We start from the raw sequence: 15,618 nt of genomic DNA, 5'->3' as shown, positions 1-15,618 counted from the left end.
TGCTTCAGTGACCGATTGATTAAAAACATTAAATAATCGTAGTGTGCTTTTCGTATCAAGATTACTCACTCCTTGACAAATACAAATATAGTAATTTTTTATTATTCAACAATGGAAATTTCTTTCAGTATATTTGTTGCCCCGGCATAATTGTCTAAAATCCAGAGAACGAAGCGGATATCCACGCAGATACTTTTATTGTAGTCGGGATGAAAATACAGGTCGCCTGCCATGGATTCCCAATTGCCGTCGTAGGCAAGACCGATGATTTCGCCTTTCGCGTTCAGGACGGGGCTGCCGGAGTTGCCTCCCGTGATGTCCAAGTTGCAGGCGAAACTCGTGTATAGTTTGCCGTCTTTATCGGCGTAACGTCCCCAATTCCCCGTGCGGATGGCTGCCAAGGCTTCGGGTGTCAGGTCAAATTCCGGATCGTCTTTCACGTATTTTTCATTGTAGCCGTCGATAGAGGCACGGTAAGAATAGGTGACTCCGTCTTTTGGCGAATAGCCGCCGATGTTGCCGTACGTGATGCGCATGGTGGAGTTGGCATCCGGGGGAAGAGTTTTATCCCGGTTCATTTCGAGCAGGGCTCTCGTGTAGAGTGTGCGTAAGTAAGCATTTTTTTTCTCGTTGTCCCGGATGCCGTCCCGTAGATTTTGATTCGTTTCCCGCGTGATTCGGGAGAGCGAGTACACCGGATCGTTTGCCAACAGTTCGAGATTGAAGTTCTCCAATGCCGCGTACAGGCGCTCTTGGTTTGCCAAGAAAGAGCGGGCGTAAAGTGAATCCGTCAGCCGGGTGTAGTCGCCGTTGTACTCCTGCACGAGGTTCGTGACTTCCGCGGGTAAATGTTCCGGGTTCACGTTCTTCACGTAGAGCGGGAAGAGGGCGGCAAATACTTTTTTGTCCGTCGCCTCGTCGTAGTCTTTGAAGTATTTCTCGCAATAATCCCGGAAACCCTCGCATTGTGTGCTTTTCGGGTCGAGCGTGGTGACCTTTTCCCGGAGCATGGAAGACTCCAACCCCCGTACCCGCATGGCAAGACGCATGATGTCGGCACCGTTGACAATGGCTTCCTTGTAGTAGACGTCCGACGAGATGTAGGGGGCGGTGATGTCGTACGTGTTTTTCAGTTCTTCCAGCAGGTTGCCGTAGCGTGCCAGACGGTCGGGAGCGGCTTTAATCCAGCGGTCAAGGCGTTGTTCCTCTTCTGCTTTCAAGGCTGCCACTTGGTAGCGTTTCACGTATTCGCTTTCCCCGATGGTGAATTTCCACGGGTTGCTGATGGAGAATGCTTTGTAGGCGTACTTGATATTGACTTCAGGATCAGCGTTCATCGCCTCGTTAAGGATGTCGAGTTTTTTGGTTCTTACCTTAATCATGGCGGGATTGGAACGTCCGATTTTTTCGCTAACTCCCCACGAGGGCGTGTAGCGGGAGGTGGTGTACGGGTAGCCCATGATCATGGCGTAATCCCCTTCTTTCACTCCTTTCATGGATACGGGCAGTACATAACGGGGGGTGATGGGGGTGTTTGCCGGGGAGTACTCTGCCGGGTTGCCGTCTTTGTCCCCGTACACGCGGTACATGGTGAAATCACCCTTGTGCTGGGGCCATGTCCAGTTGTCCGTGTCTTTCCCGAAAGCCCCGAAGCACGTGGGGGGAGCGAATACCAGACGTACATCTTTGAATATGCGGTAGAAGTAGAGGTAATATTTATCGCCTTTCATGATCGCGTTGCAGGATACCTCGTAGCCTTCTTTGGCATAACGTTTCTCAAGCATGAAGTTTACTTTTCGCATGGAATAGATGGGGTATTCTCTTTCCGGCGCATGTTTTTTCAGTTCTTCCCGGTACTCGTCAGTGACGTCAATCACCCGGTCGAGGAATAAAACCACTTTGCCGGGCAGGGGGATTTCTTCCGATTGGCTCTTTGCCCAAAAACCGTTCCGCAGGTAATCGTGTTCGAGGGAACTTAGTTTTTGAATATCGTTGTAGGCGCAATGATGATTGGTAATCATCAGTCCCTGTCGGGAGATCATGCTTCCCGTGCAGGTGCCGTAGTCGATGGCAACGATGGCGTCTTTTATCGAGGGTTGTTCCTCGTTGTATATCTGCGAGGCTTTCAGTTTCAGCCCGTGGGATTTCATTGCCTTGTAGTTGGTCTGTGCCATGAGTTGCACGAGCCACATCCCCTCGTCCGCGAACGAAAGAGTGGGGAAGGCAAGGCATAAGACGAGTAACAGACTTTTAATCTGACGTATTGGTGACATGGTGATAATTTTAATGGTTTGAGAAAAATGTAATAGGAGGTGTGTTTTGACACGCCCTCTCGTCCATAAAGTCTGAAAGTCCATAAGGTCGTAAGGTCAAATGTACAAGTAATCCATGAATACATATTGGATATCATCACGTTATTAATCACGGACTTTATAAACTTTAAGAGCCGGAGGCTCGACTTTATGAACTTTATGGACTAGAGGTGTGTCAAAACACACCTCTATTTAATCGACAATCACAGAATCATTCTACGGTCTTTCCCTGTTGTTTGAAACTGAGGGTAGGATCCATATCTTTCACGGTGCCGTCTTTAAAGTGAATTGTCCATTGGGGAGATTGGAGATATTCCCATATCTTTTCGTCGTCAAGGACATCTTTCACGTAGGTAATCCGGATGACGGACATATCGCCGCGGAGTGCTGTTTCGTAAGCAAGGATACCGGGGTTGTTGGAAAGGAAGCTGCCCAAGTAAGGGAGTTGCCGTTGAATCAACGGTTTGTCGATGCCGGGGTAGTCCATTTCGTAAACGGCGGTGGCGACGTTCGCGTCATATTTATCCTTGTTGCCTTTGAACGCGGAAGATGTTTTTGGGAACATGTAATCCAAAAATTCTTGGCGTCCTATCGTGTCTACTTGATCGGATACGCTAGTCAACTCGTAGTTACAAGTGATTTCTTTGACCCCGCCCCCGTGAACCGGCATTTCGAATTTGCGGGTTTCCACGATTCCTTGCAGTTCTTTTTTATCAACGGGTTTGTTCACGTCCATGTACAATATCACTTTCACCGGACAGCCGTATTCGGATACGATACCGTAGAATCCTTCTTTTTCTTTGATGATGTTGCCCAAGAAAGTTATATCCATCCGGTCGAAAAGTTTATCCACTTCCATGGTGACAACTTTCAATTGCTGCACGTTTGCCGGGGGCGTGTTCAGTTTGCGTTTTGTCGGGGTGAACATGCTTTCCTCGACTTTCTCTTTCGTGGTTTCGGTCGGGTCGTAATGAATCACGACGGCGAAGCGGTTCACGTATGTGGTTACCCCGTAAACTCCCGGCACGGTGCGCATCTTGTTCGCGAATGCTTTCGAACTTCCGAAACATTTCACCGTGCGCATTCCGTCCCGTTCGAAGGATTCGAGGCGTTCGATTTTTGCTTCATCTCCCCAACGCTCGTCGATGGTCGGTAATTCCCAATGTTGGGACATCCACAAGGCGAGGAAGAACAAGACGACAACCAGAATTGCCGGAACCCAGCGCAAGCCGGAACGGCGATTGATATTCAGTGATTTCTCCGGGCAGGAAGCGATACATTCCCCGCACAGGGTGCAATCCACGTGTTTGACCACTTTCATGTTCTTCACGTCAATTTGTTGCGGGCATTTCCGGCTGCAAGCGCCGCAATTGGTACACGTCGTTTCGTCTTTCGTGATGCGCAACAAGGGGAATACCTTGCTCTCGTAGTACACGATCTCGTAGATGTAGCATATCACGCAGGCAACTCCCAGCAACCATACCCACGGCATGGATAACCCGATAGCCCCGACGATAAGGGAAAGTACGACCAACACGGCGAAGGTGAGGGTAAATTTGAAAATATTGCTCAACGCTCCCAGCGGGCAAATGTATTTACACCAGAACATATTGATAAACAGGCTGCCGAGGAAGAGCAGGAGCATGGAGATAACGGTCATCCAAGCCGTGATTTCTCCCCTGAATCCGGTTGCCATGGCATAGTAGGGGTCGAAGTTCTTGCAGAAGAGTTCGCTTGTGGTGATAGTCATGTAGAATATCCAGAAGAGGATGATATATTTGAATACCCGCAGTACTTTGTCCGCTACCGAACCCATGGGTATCTCGTATTTAATCTTCATTTTCTTGCGCAGTATGCCCAGCCATTCCGTGATGGTGCCGAGGGGACACACGTACCCGCAAAACAGTTTGCTGAATAGAATGACTCCGACAGCCAATACGATACCTATCATGATTTGCACGATAGACATACTACAGGCGAGTGTGTTTGAATTCAGGAAGGTGGCGAGAGATTCCAGTCCGCCTAGCGGGCAGTAAGCTTCAACATCCGCCGGCTTCCCCCCGAAAAATACTTTCACGATAAATCCGACAATGAGGGCAATCACACCTATTTGTAATACATGCCTCCATAAATTCTTTTTAATTTTGCTCATGACTTTTCTTTAGTTTTATATTATTAGAATGAAAATCCCAACATTATTTTGACCGCTGTCCGGTCGTCGTCCTTGAAACTGCCGCTTAATGCCCTCTTCCACGTGGCATGGGCGTCCGCGTAGAGGTTCATGCCTTTTTCTTTGTTCAGGAAGTAGGTATAGCGGGCTTTCAGTTGTCCCGTGAATTTGTCTGCCGTGATGTAATCAAATTCACGTTGCAGCAGATCGGTGCGCTGTTTGTAAAGGTCTTCTCCCGTGATTTCGTCCGACACGCTCTTTACTTTCAGCATTGTGCCGTCGCCCGTCATGTAGGCAAGTCCGATACCGCAGTCGAACATCCCTTTCTTGAATTGGAAGTTCTTGTTGAAGGCGGCGTACACTTCCGTGTTTTCCCATTTCTGGGAATATTCCACGGGGTAGAGGCGGTATGTGTTTTCCACGTTGAAACCTTTTACTCCCGCGCTGGCGTTCCACAAGTTATCGAGCATCGCCCGATCCCGGTAGAGCGTGTAGCTCACGTCGTAAGTGGTGGCGTCTTGCGTGTTTTTATTTTTCTTCCCGTATTGAGTCCAAGTGGTGTACCCGTCCACGATTTCGGATTTCTGCATATTTTCAAAGCCTTGCGTTTCGTTGAAATGGGCTTCTCCTTTGATCACGTGGTGGAATTTATCCCCGTCAATATCGAGGTGTCCGTTGTACGAGTAAGTGGTTCTTTCCATTTGTCCGCCTCTTTGCCCCTGTACATGATTGATCCAGATGGTTTGGTCGGCTTTCTTCCCCGTGAATTGGTTCAAGAATCTCACTTTCCCGGTTGCCAGTTCGACTTGGGCTGCGCCCCCGTAAATGTTGGTCGTGTAGTTACGGTCTTCCGAGTAGTTGTTTGTCGTGGTGACAGAGGTGTAGAACCACATGCCTTCGAAGTAGAATACTTCGTGATTGATTCCTTCCCCGAAAAGTTTGTTAGTCACTTTCTCTGTCGAGCGTTGGTAGAGGAAGTTGGCTCCCAAGTTGAAATATTTCGATTTATACATGACACCGGGATAGATTTCAAATTCCATGTACGTGTTGGTGTTGCGCACGTCTTTTTTCTTGGAGTTGGAAGCTACTTGATAATGAACGTATCCGCCTACAGCCCAATGTTCGCCAAACGTGGTTCCCACTCCCGCGTCCAGAATATAAGATTCGAGAGTCTGGCGTCCCGGTACGGAGTCGGCAAGAAAGAACGGGGTCGCGTAGGGATCGAGTACGCTCGACCACGATTTGTTTTGCCGATGAATATAATCGAAAGCGAATTTCCCGTAAAAGTAGACTTTGTCGATTTTCCGGTAAGATTCTGCCAATATTTTCGTGCCGAAGGCTGACGTCGGGTCTATCACGTTTCTGAAATCCCCTTTGTCGTATTGAAAACCGATTTCGGCTAACGAGAAGTCTGAGAATCGGTTGAATGTCAATCCGGCGGCATTGTACGAGCTAATCCATGGATTGTCAGCTTTCAAACGCTCCATGTTGTAGATGTTTTTATCCTCTTTCTGGGCAGAGAGCGATAGTGTGCTGCCTAAGAGAAGGCTTAAACCTAAGGTATATATTTTATTGAATTTCATAATGCTTGCGTTTTAGGGTTATGACCTTATCTGTTTTTCCATGTCGGTGTTCCGGATTCCAAATCCAAGGAAGAATTATTGGTGTCTTGATAGACTATTCTTCCGTCCGCGATTTCTTCCACTTTCCGGATGGCAGCCAATCCGCATCCGGCAGCCCCGCCTTCGATAAAGAAGAAGCCGGCGTCCACGCTGGTCGGTATGCGTTTGTTGTTTCTTTCCGCGCTGGTAACGCATTCGATGCCGTCAAGTACCCATTCTTGCGGCACTTTCAGATAGTCCAATCCGGTCGGTTGATCCGGGGCTTTCGTGATATTATCAGGATTTGCCACGTATGCCGCGGCACTTTGTCCTTCTATGCGGAACAATATCATGGCTTTGGCGGTATTGGCGATAGGGAATGCTTTAGTCGTATTCTTTGTTCTCCAAATACACTCCATGTGTTTTACCCCGATGGCGGGTTTTTGTACTTGGCTGGAACTCATGTCAAATTCTTCTGTCCAGAAGGCGTAGTCTGCTTTTGACAGGTCGATGGAATTGGGATGAAGGGCTTTATGATTGATTGCCGAGTAAGCGACGACACATTCTTCGCCGGGTTGCAGGGGATAATCCTTGCCGGTTCCGGGGAATTGCCAAGCCATTTGGTCCAAGGGTAAGAAATCGGGCAGGCTGCCGTTTACCATGAATCTGCTCGGGGAGTTGCTTACCATCGGGGTAACCATTCCGATGCAGATGCTGTCGAGGTAAGCCACTTGGTTCGAATTGTTGTAGATGCACAGGTACGTGTCATACGTGTAATTCTTCCCGTCGTTGCCGATGCATCCGTAGTGATAAAATTCTTTGATAATCAATTGAGCCGAAGTTGCCGCGATGATCTCCATCGGGTAAGGAGTGGCGTTTTGGGATTCCATTTCTTGTGAAAGAACGATATTCTCGAAACGCCCGTTGAAAATGTGGATGACTCCACTTTCATTATCAATGTGTTTGTGTTGGAAACTCGCTTCGTAGAAACCGTATTCCGCGCTAAACGAGGCGATACCATTCGCGTCGCAATTGCTCTTGTATTGCACGCCGTTCGACGTGTTTCGTAAAGTCACCACGATAGGAGTCCTGTCCATGTCGGCAAATTCTTCCGGGAAGTCCAGACTAAGTTGTAGACTCGTGTGTATCTTTTCGTCTTTAAGGCAGCCTGTCATGAAGAATAGTGCCAGAAGGGAGTATATGTATTTTTTCATGGTATTCGGAGTTTAGAATTTTAACTTGAGTTCTGCGCCGAAGCTGATGTCGGAGTTCATTCTCTGGTATTGTCCCGTGGAACGGTAATAACGTTTCGGGGATGAGTTCGTCAAGTTGTTCACGTAGAACGAGAACGTGGTGTGTTTCCCGATTTCTTTCGTCAAGTGCAAATTCATCATGAAATAGGGGTCTAAGTTATCCTGCAACAAGTATTTCGGCTTGGAGCTGAGGATTAGGTTCTGAAATTCGGGCATCTTGGCGTGTTCGTCCGTGAACTCGCGGATATTACCCGCCAAATCCATGTAATGGGTCGGGTTGATGTACTTGTAATGTTGCGAATCCTTGTTCGGGTTACCGGGGACGATGTTGCCGGCTTCGTCTTTCATGTAAATCATGTTTTTCCCGTTGTAACTGAAGGTACGTTTACTGTTGTCTACCCACACGCATTGCATGGTGAGGCTCACGATGAAACGTAACTTGGGTATGTGCGTGATAATCTGTAAATTGGTATTGAAGCGTTGTGCTATCCTTCCGTTATCCACCCCGTTGTCCGTGCCCGCGTAGATTCCGGCGTAGTCGTAGTAGGTGGTGGATTTATCGCGCATCAGCGGACTCTGGTCTGTTCTTTTTTCGTAGCGGTAGGCTCCGTTGGCAATCAGCGAGGTACGGATGGCGGGAATCATACCGAAGTCAAGCGTGTACTCGATTCCCCATTTCTTGATGCGGTTTCCGTTGCTGGGACTGTCGTAGGAAATGAATATAGAGTCTTGATAGGACTCGACGGTTTTTCCGCCGTCATAGACGATTTCACCGTTGATGTATTCCGGTTTGGTTACGATGTCGAGATTCTTGAAGCGTGTCCAGTGGAACGGGATCACTTGTTTGCTGGTGCTGAAAGCGTCTTTCAAGTTCTCGCGGTAGTATACCATGCTTGCCCTGATGCCGAAAAGGTTGACATCCACGCCAAATTCCGTGTTCCGGCTGATCGGGGTTTTCAGATCGGGGTTATCGGTCGGGGTGACCTGCGTGTGATATACTGCCAGTGTCGTATCGCCGTTTATGTATTGGAACGCGATTCTGTCGGTGTATCTGGGGTCGGGGTAGAGGTAGTACATGGTCGGCATCTTGTGTTGGATACCCCAGCCGCCTCGGATACTGAGGTGCTGCAAACCGCTCTTTTTCCATTTCTGGTCGTAGAGTACCAGTCGTCCGTTGAAACGGGGATCGACCATCACGTCGTAATCTGCGGCGTCCGTGCTGATGTTCGACAGGCGGACCCCGGTGGAGAGTTCGAAAGATTGCTGTTTGCTCAAGGGAATGGTCAGCTTGTTCTCCGCGAAGAACGAATACTCGTGGATGGCGGGAATGTCTTTAAATGAACGGGGGCGCAGTCCGGACGCGGGTTGATATTGCCCGTATTGTTTGCCGTCACCGTTGTTTCCCTTTACTCTCCATTCGGCTCCGACGAGGGCACTGTTGTAGACGGCACCGTATTTACCGGACAGGTTGGCAACCAATTTCGCCTGTGCCGTGTAGGGTTTTCCTTCCACCCAGAAGGTGCTGAAGTATTGTGCAGGCAGGAATGTCCCCACGTTGGGTCCCGATTCGGTGGCGGATGTCGTGGGTTGCATGCTTCCTGAATTCCATTTTTTCTCGTAGTTGTATTGTTTCCCGTATGATCCGGCTACCGTGTATTTCAAGTTCGTGATCCATGATTTGTTCAACATCCAGTTCCCGTACAGGTTGAGGCTAGCTTGTTTGTCTTCCGCCTTGTACAGTCTTTCCTGTTTCATGTCGGGATCTTCTTTTTGCTTGTCGAGAGTCATGTGACCGTTGAATTTGGCGTTGAAGCTGAGGGGTGTCCGTTCTTTGTTGAACGTGTTGGAATAGCCTAACCCCAGCGTGATCCGGTTGAACGTGGTGGAGGGGGAACGGTTGTCTTTGTTGGAGTAGGAATAGTCCATGTTAGCGTTGAAAAATCCTTTGTTGCCGCCGAGGGCGAATCCTTTCGTGGCGCTCACCTGCTTGATGTTCGGGTCGGTTTTGAAACCGACTTCAAGGGGTGCCCGTCCCGCTTTCGTCCTCACGATAACGGCTCCGGAAGTCAAATCGCCGTATTCGGCGGAGGCTACACCGCTGATGACTTCTATCGATTCTACATTGTTGATCGGGATCTGGCGGGTATCGATACCCCCTTCGCTGCTCGTGGAGAACGCGTTGTTGTCCGATGAGCGGGTTTGCATGTTGACGTCGTTGGTTAGTTGCGCCCCGTCGATGATAATGGCGGTACCCAGCGCGTTGGTCGTGTTCGGGACAGCCGTTCCGTTGGTGATAGGGGGCAAGTCGCGGATGGTGATCTGGTTGATCTTTGTCAGCGAGGGATTGAAGGTCAATACTCCCGGCAGCAATTGCATGATGTCCGTCAAACTGGTGGCTTGCAAGTGCTCGATTGCCGTTTTGTTGATCGAGTAGGAACTGTTCAGTTTACCGCCGGATTTGGCGGTTACCGTCACTTCCGAGATGGCGAGGGATACTTCTTCCAGCCGGAGCTTGTAATTGGTCACGTCTTTCGTGAGCACCATTTTCATCTCGTAATCCTTGTACCCGAGGCACGAGGCGGTAACCGTGTAGGTTCCCGGTTTGATATTCTTGAAACTGAAGGCGCCTTCGAGGTTTGAAGTCGTCCACATGTTCAGTTCTTTGATATGGATAACCACGACCGGAAGGGTTTCTCCGGTTTTAGAATCGAGGATAGTTCCCTCGAATATTACCTTTTTTTCCGCTTCCTGTGCTGTTACAGGAAGTTGGCTTGTGAAGAAGATACACAAGCATAGAAAAATGAAACGATAAAGACTCATAGTTAATTGTATTTGTAGGTTAAGTTGGTATTAGGTTTCCGTTAAAACAGATTGATGTCCATTTTTTCAAGGTTCATGTCGTCGAGATGGTATTGACCGATCCATTCTTTGAGCATCGTGTCACGATCTCGTGATTCCCCCAAGTGGTGTTGCAGCCCGAGCATGATCATCCCCATAATGATGCCTGCCGCTATGCTCATCCCGAGGTAACGTTTTCTGAATCGGAACTCGTACTTGCGTAACCCGGCAAGGCGGCTCATCACTTGTTCCGTGAAATCGGGTGACACGGATTTGATTCTATCTTCTTGAATTATATTTTCCCACTTCATGACGCTTGAGATTTAGGTATTTGTGTATTTGACAACGGGGTACGGGATAACTTGCGTTAGATGCCCGTTTTTTTATAGTAAAGAATCTTTTTCTTGCTGTCGGAGTCGGTCTTCGGCTTGATTGTCATAGGGATAAGTTCCCGTGCAACGACGGCATTTTTCTTTTTTCTCGCTTTTGCTGCATTTGGTTTTACACTCCGGGCAGTGTTTGTCAATCTCTAAAATGTCGATAAAGATTTTATTCAGCTTCTTGGATTGCTCCGGGGTGCATATCTTCTTCACGTTCAGCAAATGATAGATGGTTTGCTTCTTCAATGCCCGGTGTAGGAAACCGACAGACCTCGCCGTGTTGTTCAGTTCTTCCATGGAGGGCTCGGGTTTCGCGAGTTCGTGCAGAAGACGGTAGCGGTTCTGGCACAGTAATTTCAGAACGGTTTCGTGTCTTTTGAGCACTTGGCGATCCATTTCCATGAGTTGCTCGTATTGCTCGTCGGTCAGTTCGAGTTCCTCTCTTAAAAACTCCATGTTCAGTTCTTGGCTCGTGTTCTCGGTCGGTTGCTCTTGGCTCGTGTTCGACCACAAGAAGACCACAAGGGAGGTGTTTATCATGAGGAAGATGATGTTGAACCAGTAAAATAGCTTGTTCTTGTTACCCGTTGTCATGTCAAATCGTTTTTATAGTTACTGAAATATTTTTCCAAATAGCTTTTTGCCCTGAACAGGAGGGATTCGACGGAAGCGAGGGAAATACCCATGATTTCGGCGACCTCTTTGTACGGGCGTTCTTCATATTTATTTAAAACCAGAGCGGTGCGTTGCCTTTCGGGCAGGTTGTTGATCGCTTGGTGGAGATGTGATATGATTTCTTCTTTTTCTATTTTTTCCTGTGCCAATTCGTCTTTCGAGGGAATGGACATCGGGTTGTCCCCTTCAAGACGTATTCTTTTCATCCTGTACCGGACGGATTTCTTGTAATTGATCGCTTTATTCACGGCAATGCGGTACAGCCACGTGGAGAGTTTACATTCTCCCCGGAATTTGTCGAGGGATTCGTAGGCTTGGATAAATACTTCCTGCGCCAGATCCTCGGCATCGTCTTTGTCGTGAACGAAAGCGTAGCAGGCGTTGACGATTATCACTTTATAATCGTCAACCAGATCCTTGAAGGCTCGTTGATCTCCTTCAAGGATTGCTTTTATTCTCAATGTTTCACACATGTACAACTTTTGGGTCAAAAACTGTCAATCGGGTATATCGCCGGATGCGATATCTTTTGTCTTTGCGGCTTTTTAGCTGTCTGTTGTATTGTTTTGTGTATTAGGGTATTGGTGTATGCATATGGTGCAAATATAATTGAATTATTTGAAGTGGATAATCTTTTTAGTCGAAGGTCCATAAAGTCCGTAAAGTCTATAAGGTCCATGGACCCCTGCGGGGCGCTTTTTCTACGGCAGCGTAGCTGCCGGTAAACCTTGTCCGAAGGACGCCTGTGACCTTATGGACTTTATGGACCTTACGGACTTTATGGACTTTTGCCTCCAAGGGCAAAGCGTTTTTACGCTTTCGCCCGATATCAACGGGAACCGGAGTGCCGGCTCGCTTTCTTTCTTCACTTCCGCTTTTTTGATCTCGATGTCTTCCAGCAACAGTGCCGACGGGTAGATCATTGATGATATGACTTCTCCGTCCAAGAGATAGTTGCTGACATTTTCTTTGTTGGAAATAGCGTTTAATCTTCTTAAATGGGACAAGGTGATGGGCATGATTTCTCCCGTGCGTACCAGTGTTTCGCTGCCGTCTTTTACATTCACCCGGTAGATACGGGTGGCGTTTCCGGCTATTTTCCGCACGATGTAAGCGTGTGACAGACCTTCCGACTTGGCTATTTTCAACAGGTTCTTTTTCAGTGTTTCCGGTTTCACGGCGTTTTTTGCCGACACGTGTATGGTTCCCGGTGCCGTTTTGTACGCGATTTCCCGGTCGGAAGCGATGTAACGCGAACTTCCGGTAGTGTTCTCGCAGTTGAGCGTGGGAACTCTGCCGTTCAACAGGTTTTTCAGTATCCCGTTTTCAACCAGCGTGACTTCCTGAGGGGGTATCACGCCTTCGGCATCTATCTCGTAGGCTCCGTGTAACGGGGTGTTGTTGTATTTGCTCAACGTGCTGTAATTCTTAACGGTCAGGCGGTTGTCTATGATTTTTAGTCCCATGCGGGGGGCTATGGAATTGACCTTGTTCTGGGACGCTGTTCTGGGATCTTGGGGCATCCGGTAGGCGAACAGTCCTTCCTGACTCAATAGATTCTCTCTCAAAATGGACGCGGCGGCACTTCCCTCGAATAACACGGGACCGCAGTAATACGGGTCGATAGTTTCCGCCTTTTTCAGTGCCGCAAGTTGTTCGGCGAAATTCCCGATTCGGGTTTTCAATTCCGCCAACGCGGGCAATTCGTTCGGTACGCGTGCCGTTATCCCGAAAGCGTCCTTGATTTGCATCCCGTCGTCCGTGCGGGTTGTGGCTTCTGCCCGAAGGGTAACCACCCGCACGGGTTGTTTTACCACCGTTCCCTCGGAGGTAGTCAGGTAGACTTCCATGTCCATGCCCGACAGTTGAACGGAAGAATTGTACAATTCGGGGTAGTCGGCAAAGATTGCCGATAATTCCCGAAGGTTTTCTTCCCATTGCTCCCGGTTGAATACAAACGGGATTTGGGGGGTGATGATTTTTTCTTGCGGTTGTATTTGTTGTAAATCGGGGAGTTGTGTTTCTTCTCCGGACTGGACGTTTCTTTTCTGCATACTTCGTTTCGTGATCCACTCGCGGGAGGCGTTCTTGTAGGCGTTATCCGTCGCGAGCCAGTAATCTTGGCGAAGCAGGTCGTAATCCGGTTCCATGGACAGGATTACCCTCGTGTGCCTGCCGAGGTAGCGGCTGTCACTGTTTTCCCTGTAATCGCCCAGTAGTAGTTTGACCGAGCCGACCATGTGTTCCGGTTTTTCCGTCGAGCGTGTAACCGCACCCAAGGTAGCCGAGATCTCGAAGTTGCGGGATACTCCCGTGGCGTACGAGATAAAGAACGGCTTCTGCACCTTGGGCAGGCTCAATTGCTCCATGTTGCGCTGCAATTCGTCCTGCATGGCTTGGATTATAACGTCGTCTTTGGCCGTCTGGGCAGAAACGGGTGACAGGCTTCCGATAAGGAAGAGAAATAATATGTAGAGGATAAATCTTTTCATGACATTAAGGGTTAAAGTTCATAAAGTTTATAAGGTTCATAAAGTCTATAAGGTCTGTAAGGTTCATAAGGTCATTGACCCTTGTGGGGTGCTTCTCCTACGGCAGCGTTGCTGCTGATAAATATAGTCCGAAGGACTCCAGTGTTATGGACTTTACGGACTTTATGGACCTTATGGACTTTCATGGTTTTTCCAGAATAGGGGGCAGGTCGGAGGCTTTCGCTTTGCGCTGCATTTCTACTTTCTGTACGAGAATGGTCGGGGAGGTGGCGGTTACCGGTATGCCGCCCGATTCTGCGCCACACGTCCCGGTAAATATTTCGGGTGCTTTACCGGCGTATATGATGTTCGAGAACATGGAGAGGGGTGTCCCGATGAGGTCTACTCCCCGCACCAGTTTGTCGGGGCGACCGTCGGCATACACCTCGTACACTTCGAGGGGCGTTACGTTGAAGGCATTCGCTCCCCGACGGTTGGTCATGGTGAAGCCGCCCGTCACGCTTTTGAAGAAGTATCCTCGGTCTTTTCCTTGTTTTTTGATCTCGGCGATTAATAGTTGGCGCAGTTCTTCTTCCGTTTTCGGGTCGGAACTTTCCACCACGAGATTGGACTGGCGGGACACGGGGTCGTAACCGATGTCGGCACGGGCGTGACCGTTGCTGCGGGGATGTGCGTCGAGCGGTGTTCTTGTCATCAGAAAATCGTTTAGTTTCCCGTCGATCACGACATCCACTCTCTCGGCTTTCACGCCTTGGTCGTCATATTTGTAGTAGCCGTTCATGTCTTGGTCGGCGTAGTTCTTGAGTGTCGGGTCGGAAAACACTTGGAGGTGAGGGGGCAACACGTATTCCCCGATCATTTTCTTGAATGTCTGGGCGTCTTTATCGCTTTTCATGCGTTGTCCCTCGATGCGGTGACCGAATATTTCGTGGAAGAATACCCCGCTGGCACTCCCCGACAGGATGGCGGGACCCGTGTACGGGTCGACAATCGGCGCGTCCCGTAAGGCGATCAGTTTGTCCGCCATGAGGTTGGCGTCTTTCATGATTTGTTCGTTCGAGGGGAGGGATTCCGGCGAATGGGCAAAATAGGAAAGCACGAGCGGTAATTCCATGCCGTCGTCCGCTTTCGCGGCACCTTGTACCATGATGCGGGCGTAAGTGAGGTTCTGCACGACTTCCGTTCCTTCCGAGTCTAGCACGTAGATACGTTTCACCGTGTAGCGGAAAGAGGCATCTCCCCGTAGTATTTTGGGATGTTTCTTGAACACGGCAGAGATTTCCTTCAGTCGTTTTTCCCACGCGTCAAGGTCTACCGCTGTCCGGTTGGCGGGGAGCGGTGCCTCGTAGTATTTTTCCGCGGGTGCTTGCGAGAAACAGGGTGCCTTGTCTTCTTCCGCCACGTTGATCGTGGTTTCGGCTCTCGCGGTCTGGTAGGCGTCGATGGCAAACTTGTAACGGTTGTTCACCTCGTTCCAGATGGCTTGCCGCGTGGCGTTGTCCCCGTTCGTGTCGTCGATAGGGAGTACGGCGTATGACGGTCCGTGAAAACGGGAGATGGGGGAACCCATTTGTTTGATCTTGAAATTATCAAATTCGGGATTCCCGATTCGGATTTGCGGCACCAGCGTACGCTCCCGGTTGCTCTCTTTCGCGGTCAATACCCCGAAGGAGGTAATCACGCGGGCAAATTGCTCGTCCACTACCCGATAGTTCATGTAATACGGGGGGAACTCTTGTTTCTTCAGTTCGTCCATTTGGGCACGGAGTTCTGTTCTCAGAAAGTCGGTGAACTGATCCTGTGCGCCGGATATAAAGGGAATAAGGAGGATGGGTATAATCCCTAAAATAATAATACGGGTTCTTTTCATGGTTTATGCTGTTAGTTTTTCTCTTGT

At 49.1% G+C, this 15,618-nt stretch carries 10 protein-coding genes; all 10 read right to left on the bottom strand.

The features are described from left to right. Positions 1-101: 101 nt before the first annotated feature. The 10 genes from Q5866_RS11550 to Q5866_RS11505 all read right to left on the bottom strand — a co-directional run bounded on the left by Q5866_RS11550 (position 102) and on the right by Q5866_RS11505 (position 15,591). Entirely contained in the window at positions 102-2,273 is a 2,172-nt protein-coding gene (locus Q5866_RS11550; RefSeq protein ID WP_303180358.1) for a S46 family peptidase, read from the bottom strand. Positions 2,274-2,523: 250 nt separating this feature from the next. Further along, a complete protein-coding gene (locus tag Q5866_RS11545) occupies positions 2,524-4,464 on the bottom strand; it encodes a 4Fe-4S binding protein (RefSeq protein WP_303180356.1) in 1,941 nt (646 codons plus the stop codon). A gap of 23 nt (positions 4,465-4,487) precedes the next feature. Continuing rightward, positions 4,488-6,065 carry a DUF6850 family outer membrane beta-barrel protein gene (locus Q5866_RS11540; protein ID WP_303180355.1) on the bottom strand — a complete coding sequence of 526 codons (1,578 nt, stop codon included), beginning with the start codon at positions 6,063-6,065 and terminating at the stop codon, positions 4,488-4,490. A gap of 26 nt (positions 6,066-6,091) precedes the next feature. Further along, positions 6,092-7,297 carry a DUF4876 domain-containing protein gene (locus Q5866_RS11535; RefSeq protein WP_303180353.1) on the bottom strand — a complete coding sequence of 402 codons (1,206 nt, stop codon included), beginning with the start codon at positions 7,295-7,297 and terminating at the stop codon, positions 6,092-6,094. A 12-nt stretch (positions 7,298-7,309) separates the two neighbouring features. Then, entirely contained in the window at positions 7,310-10,156 is a 2,847-nt protein-coding gene (locus tag Q5866_RS11530) for a TonB-dependent receptor (protein WP_303180351.1), read from the bottom strand. A 41-nt stretch (positions 10,157-10,197) separates the two neighbouring features. Next, a complete protein-coding gene (locus Q5866_RS11525; protein ID WP_099290472.1) occupies positions 10,198-10,485 on the bottom strand; it encodes a hypothetical protein in 288 nt (95 codons plus the stop codon). A gap of 72 nt (positions 10,486-10,557) precedes the next feature. Beyond that, positions 10,558-11,148, bottom strand: coding sequence for a Spy/CpxP family protein refolding chaperone (locus Q5866_RS11520; RefSeq protein WP_303180349.1), 591 nt, complete (start codon positions 11,146-11,148; stop codon positions 10,558-10,560). Further along, positions 11,145-11,702 (bottom strand): RNA polymerase sigma factor, encoded by a 558-nt coding sequence (locus Q5866_RS11515; RefSeq protein WP_303180348.1) that lies wholly within the window; start codon positions 11,700-11,702, stop codon positions 11,145-11,147. The genes Q5866_RS11520 and Q5866_RS11515 overlap by 4 nt, the downstream gene beginning before the upstream one ends. Before the next feature lie 228 nt (positions 11,703-11,930). Continuing rightward, positions 11,931-13,721, bottom strand: coding sequence for a metallopeptidase TldD-related protein (locus Q5866_RS11510; protein ID WP_303180346.1), 1,791 nt, complete (start codon positions 13,719-13,721; stop codon positions 11,931-11,933). Positions 13,722-13,902: 181 nt separating this feature from the next. Then, complete coding sequence (locus Q5866_RS11505) at positions 13,903-15,591, bottom strand: TldD/PmbA family protein (protein ID WP_303180344.1); 1,689 nt, start codon at positions 15,589-15,591, stop codon at positions 13,903-13,905. Positions 15,592-15,618 lie beyond the last annotated feature (27 nt).

It is taken from the genome of uncultured Butyricimonas sp. (genome assembly GCF_959596855.1).
Taxonomy (GTDB): domain Bacteria; phylum Bacteroidota; class Bacteroidia; order Bacteroidales; family Marinifilaceae; genus Butyricimonas; species Butyricimonas muris.
Note: the sequence above shows the minus strand (reverse complement) of the source record. Positions and strands in the feature narration are given on the sequence as shown.

Coding starts and splice junctions, on each gene's coding strand:
- Q5866_RS11550 (WP_303180358.1), bottom strand. CDS start 2,273: ATGTCACCAATACGTCAGATTAAAAGTCTGTTACTCGTCTTATGCCTT.
- Q5866_RS11545 (WP_303180356.1), bottom strand. CDS start 4,464: ATGAGCAAAATTAAAAAGAATTTATGGAGGCATGTATTACAAATAGGT.
- Q5866_RS11540 (WP_303180355.1), bottom strand. CDS start 6,065: ATGAAATTCAATAAAATATATACCTTAGGTTTAAGCCTTCTCTTAGGC.
- Q5866_RS11535 (WP_303180353.1), bottom strand. CDS start 7,297: ATGAAAAAATACATATACTCCCTTCTGGCACTATTCTTCATGACAGGC.
- Q5866_RS11530 (WP_303180351.1), bottom strand. CDS start 10,156: ATGAGTCTTTATCGTTTCATTTTTCTATGCTTGTGTATCTTCTTCACA.
- Q5866_RS11525 (WP_099290472.1), bottom strand. CDS start 10,485: ATGAAGTGGGAAAATATAATTCAAGAAGATAGAATCAAATCCGTGTCA.
- Q5866_RS11520 (WP_303180349.1), bottom strand. CDS start 11,148: ATGACAACGGGTAACAAGAACAAGCTATTTTACTGGTTCAACATCATC.
- Q5866_RS11515 (WP_303180348.1), bottom strand. CDS start 11,702: ATGTGTGAAACATTGAGAATAAAAGCAATCCTTGAAGGAGATCAACGA.
- Q5866_RS11510 (WP_303180346.1), bottom strand. CDS start 13,721: ATGAAAAGATTTATCCTCTACATATTATTTCTCTTCCTTATCGGAAGC.
- Q5866_RS11505 (WP_303180344.1), bottom strand. CDS start 15,591: ATGAAAAGAACCCGTATTATTATTTTAGGGATTATACCCATCCTCCTT.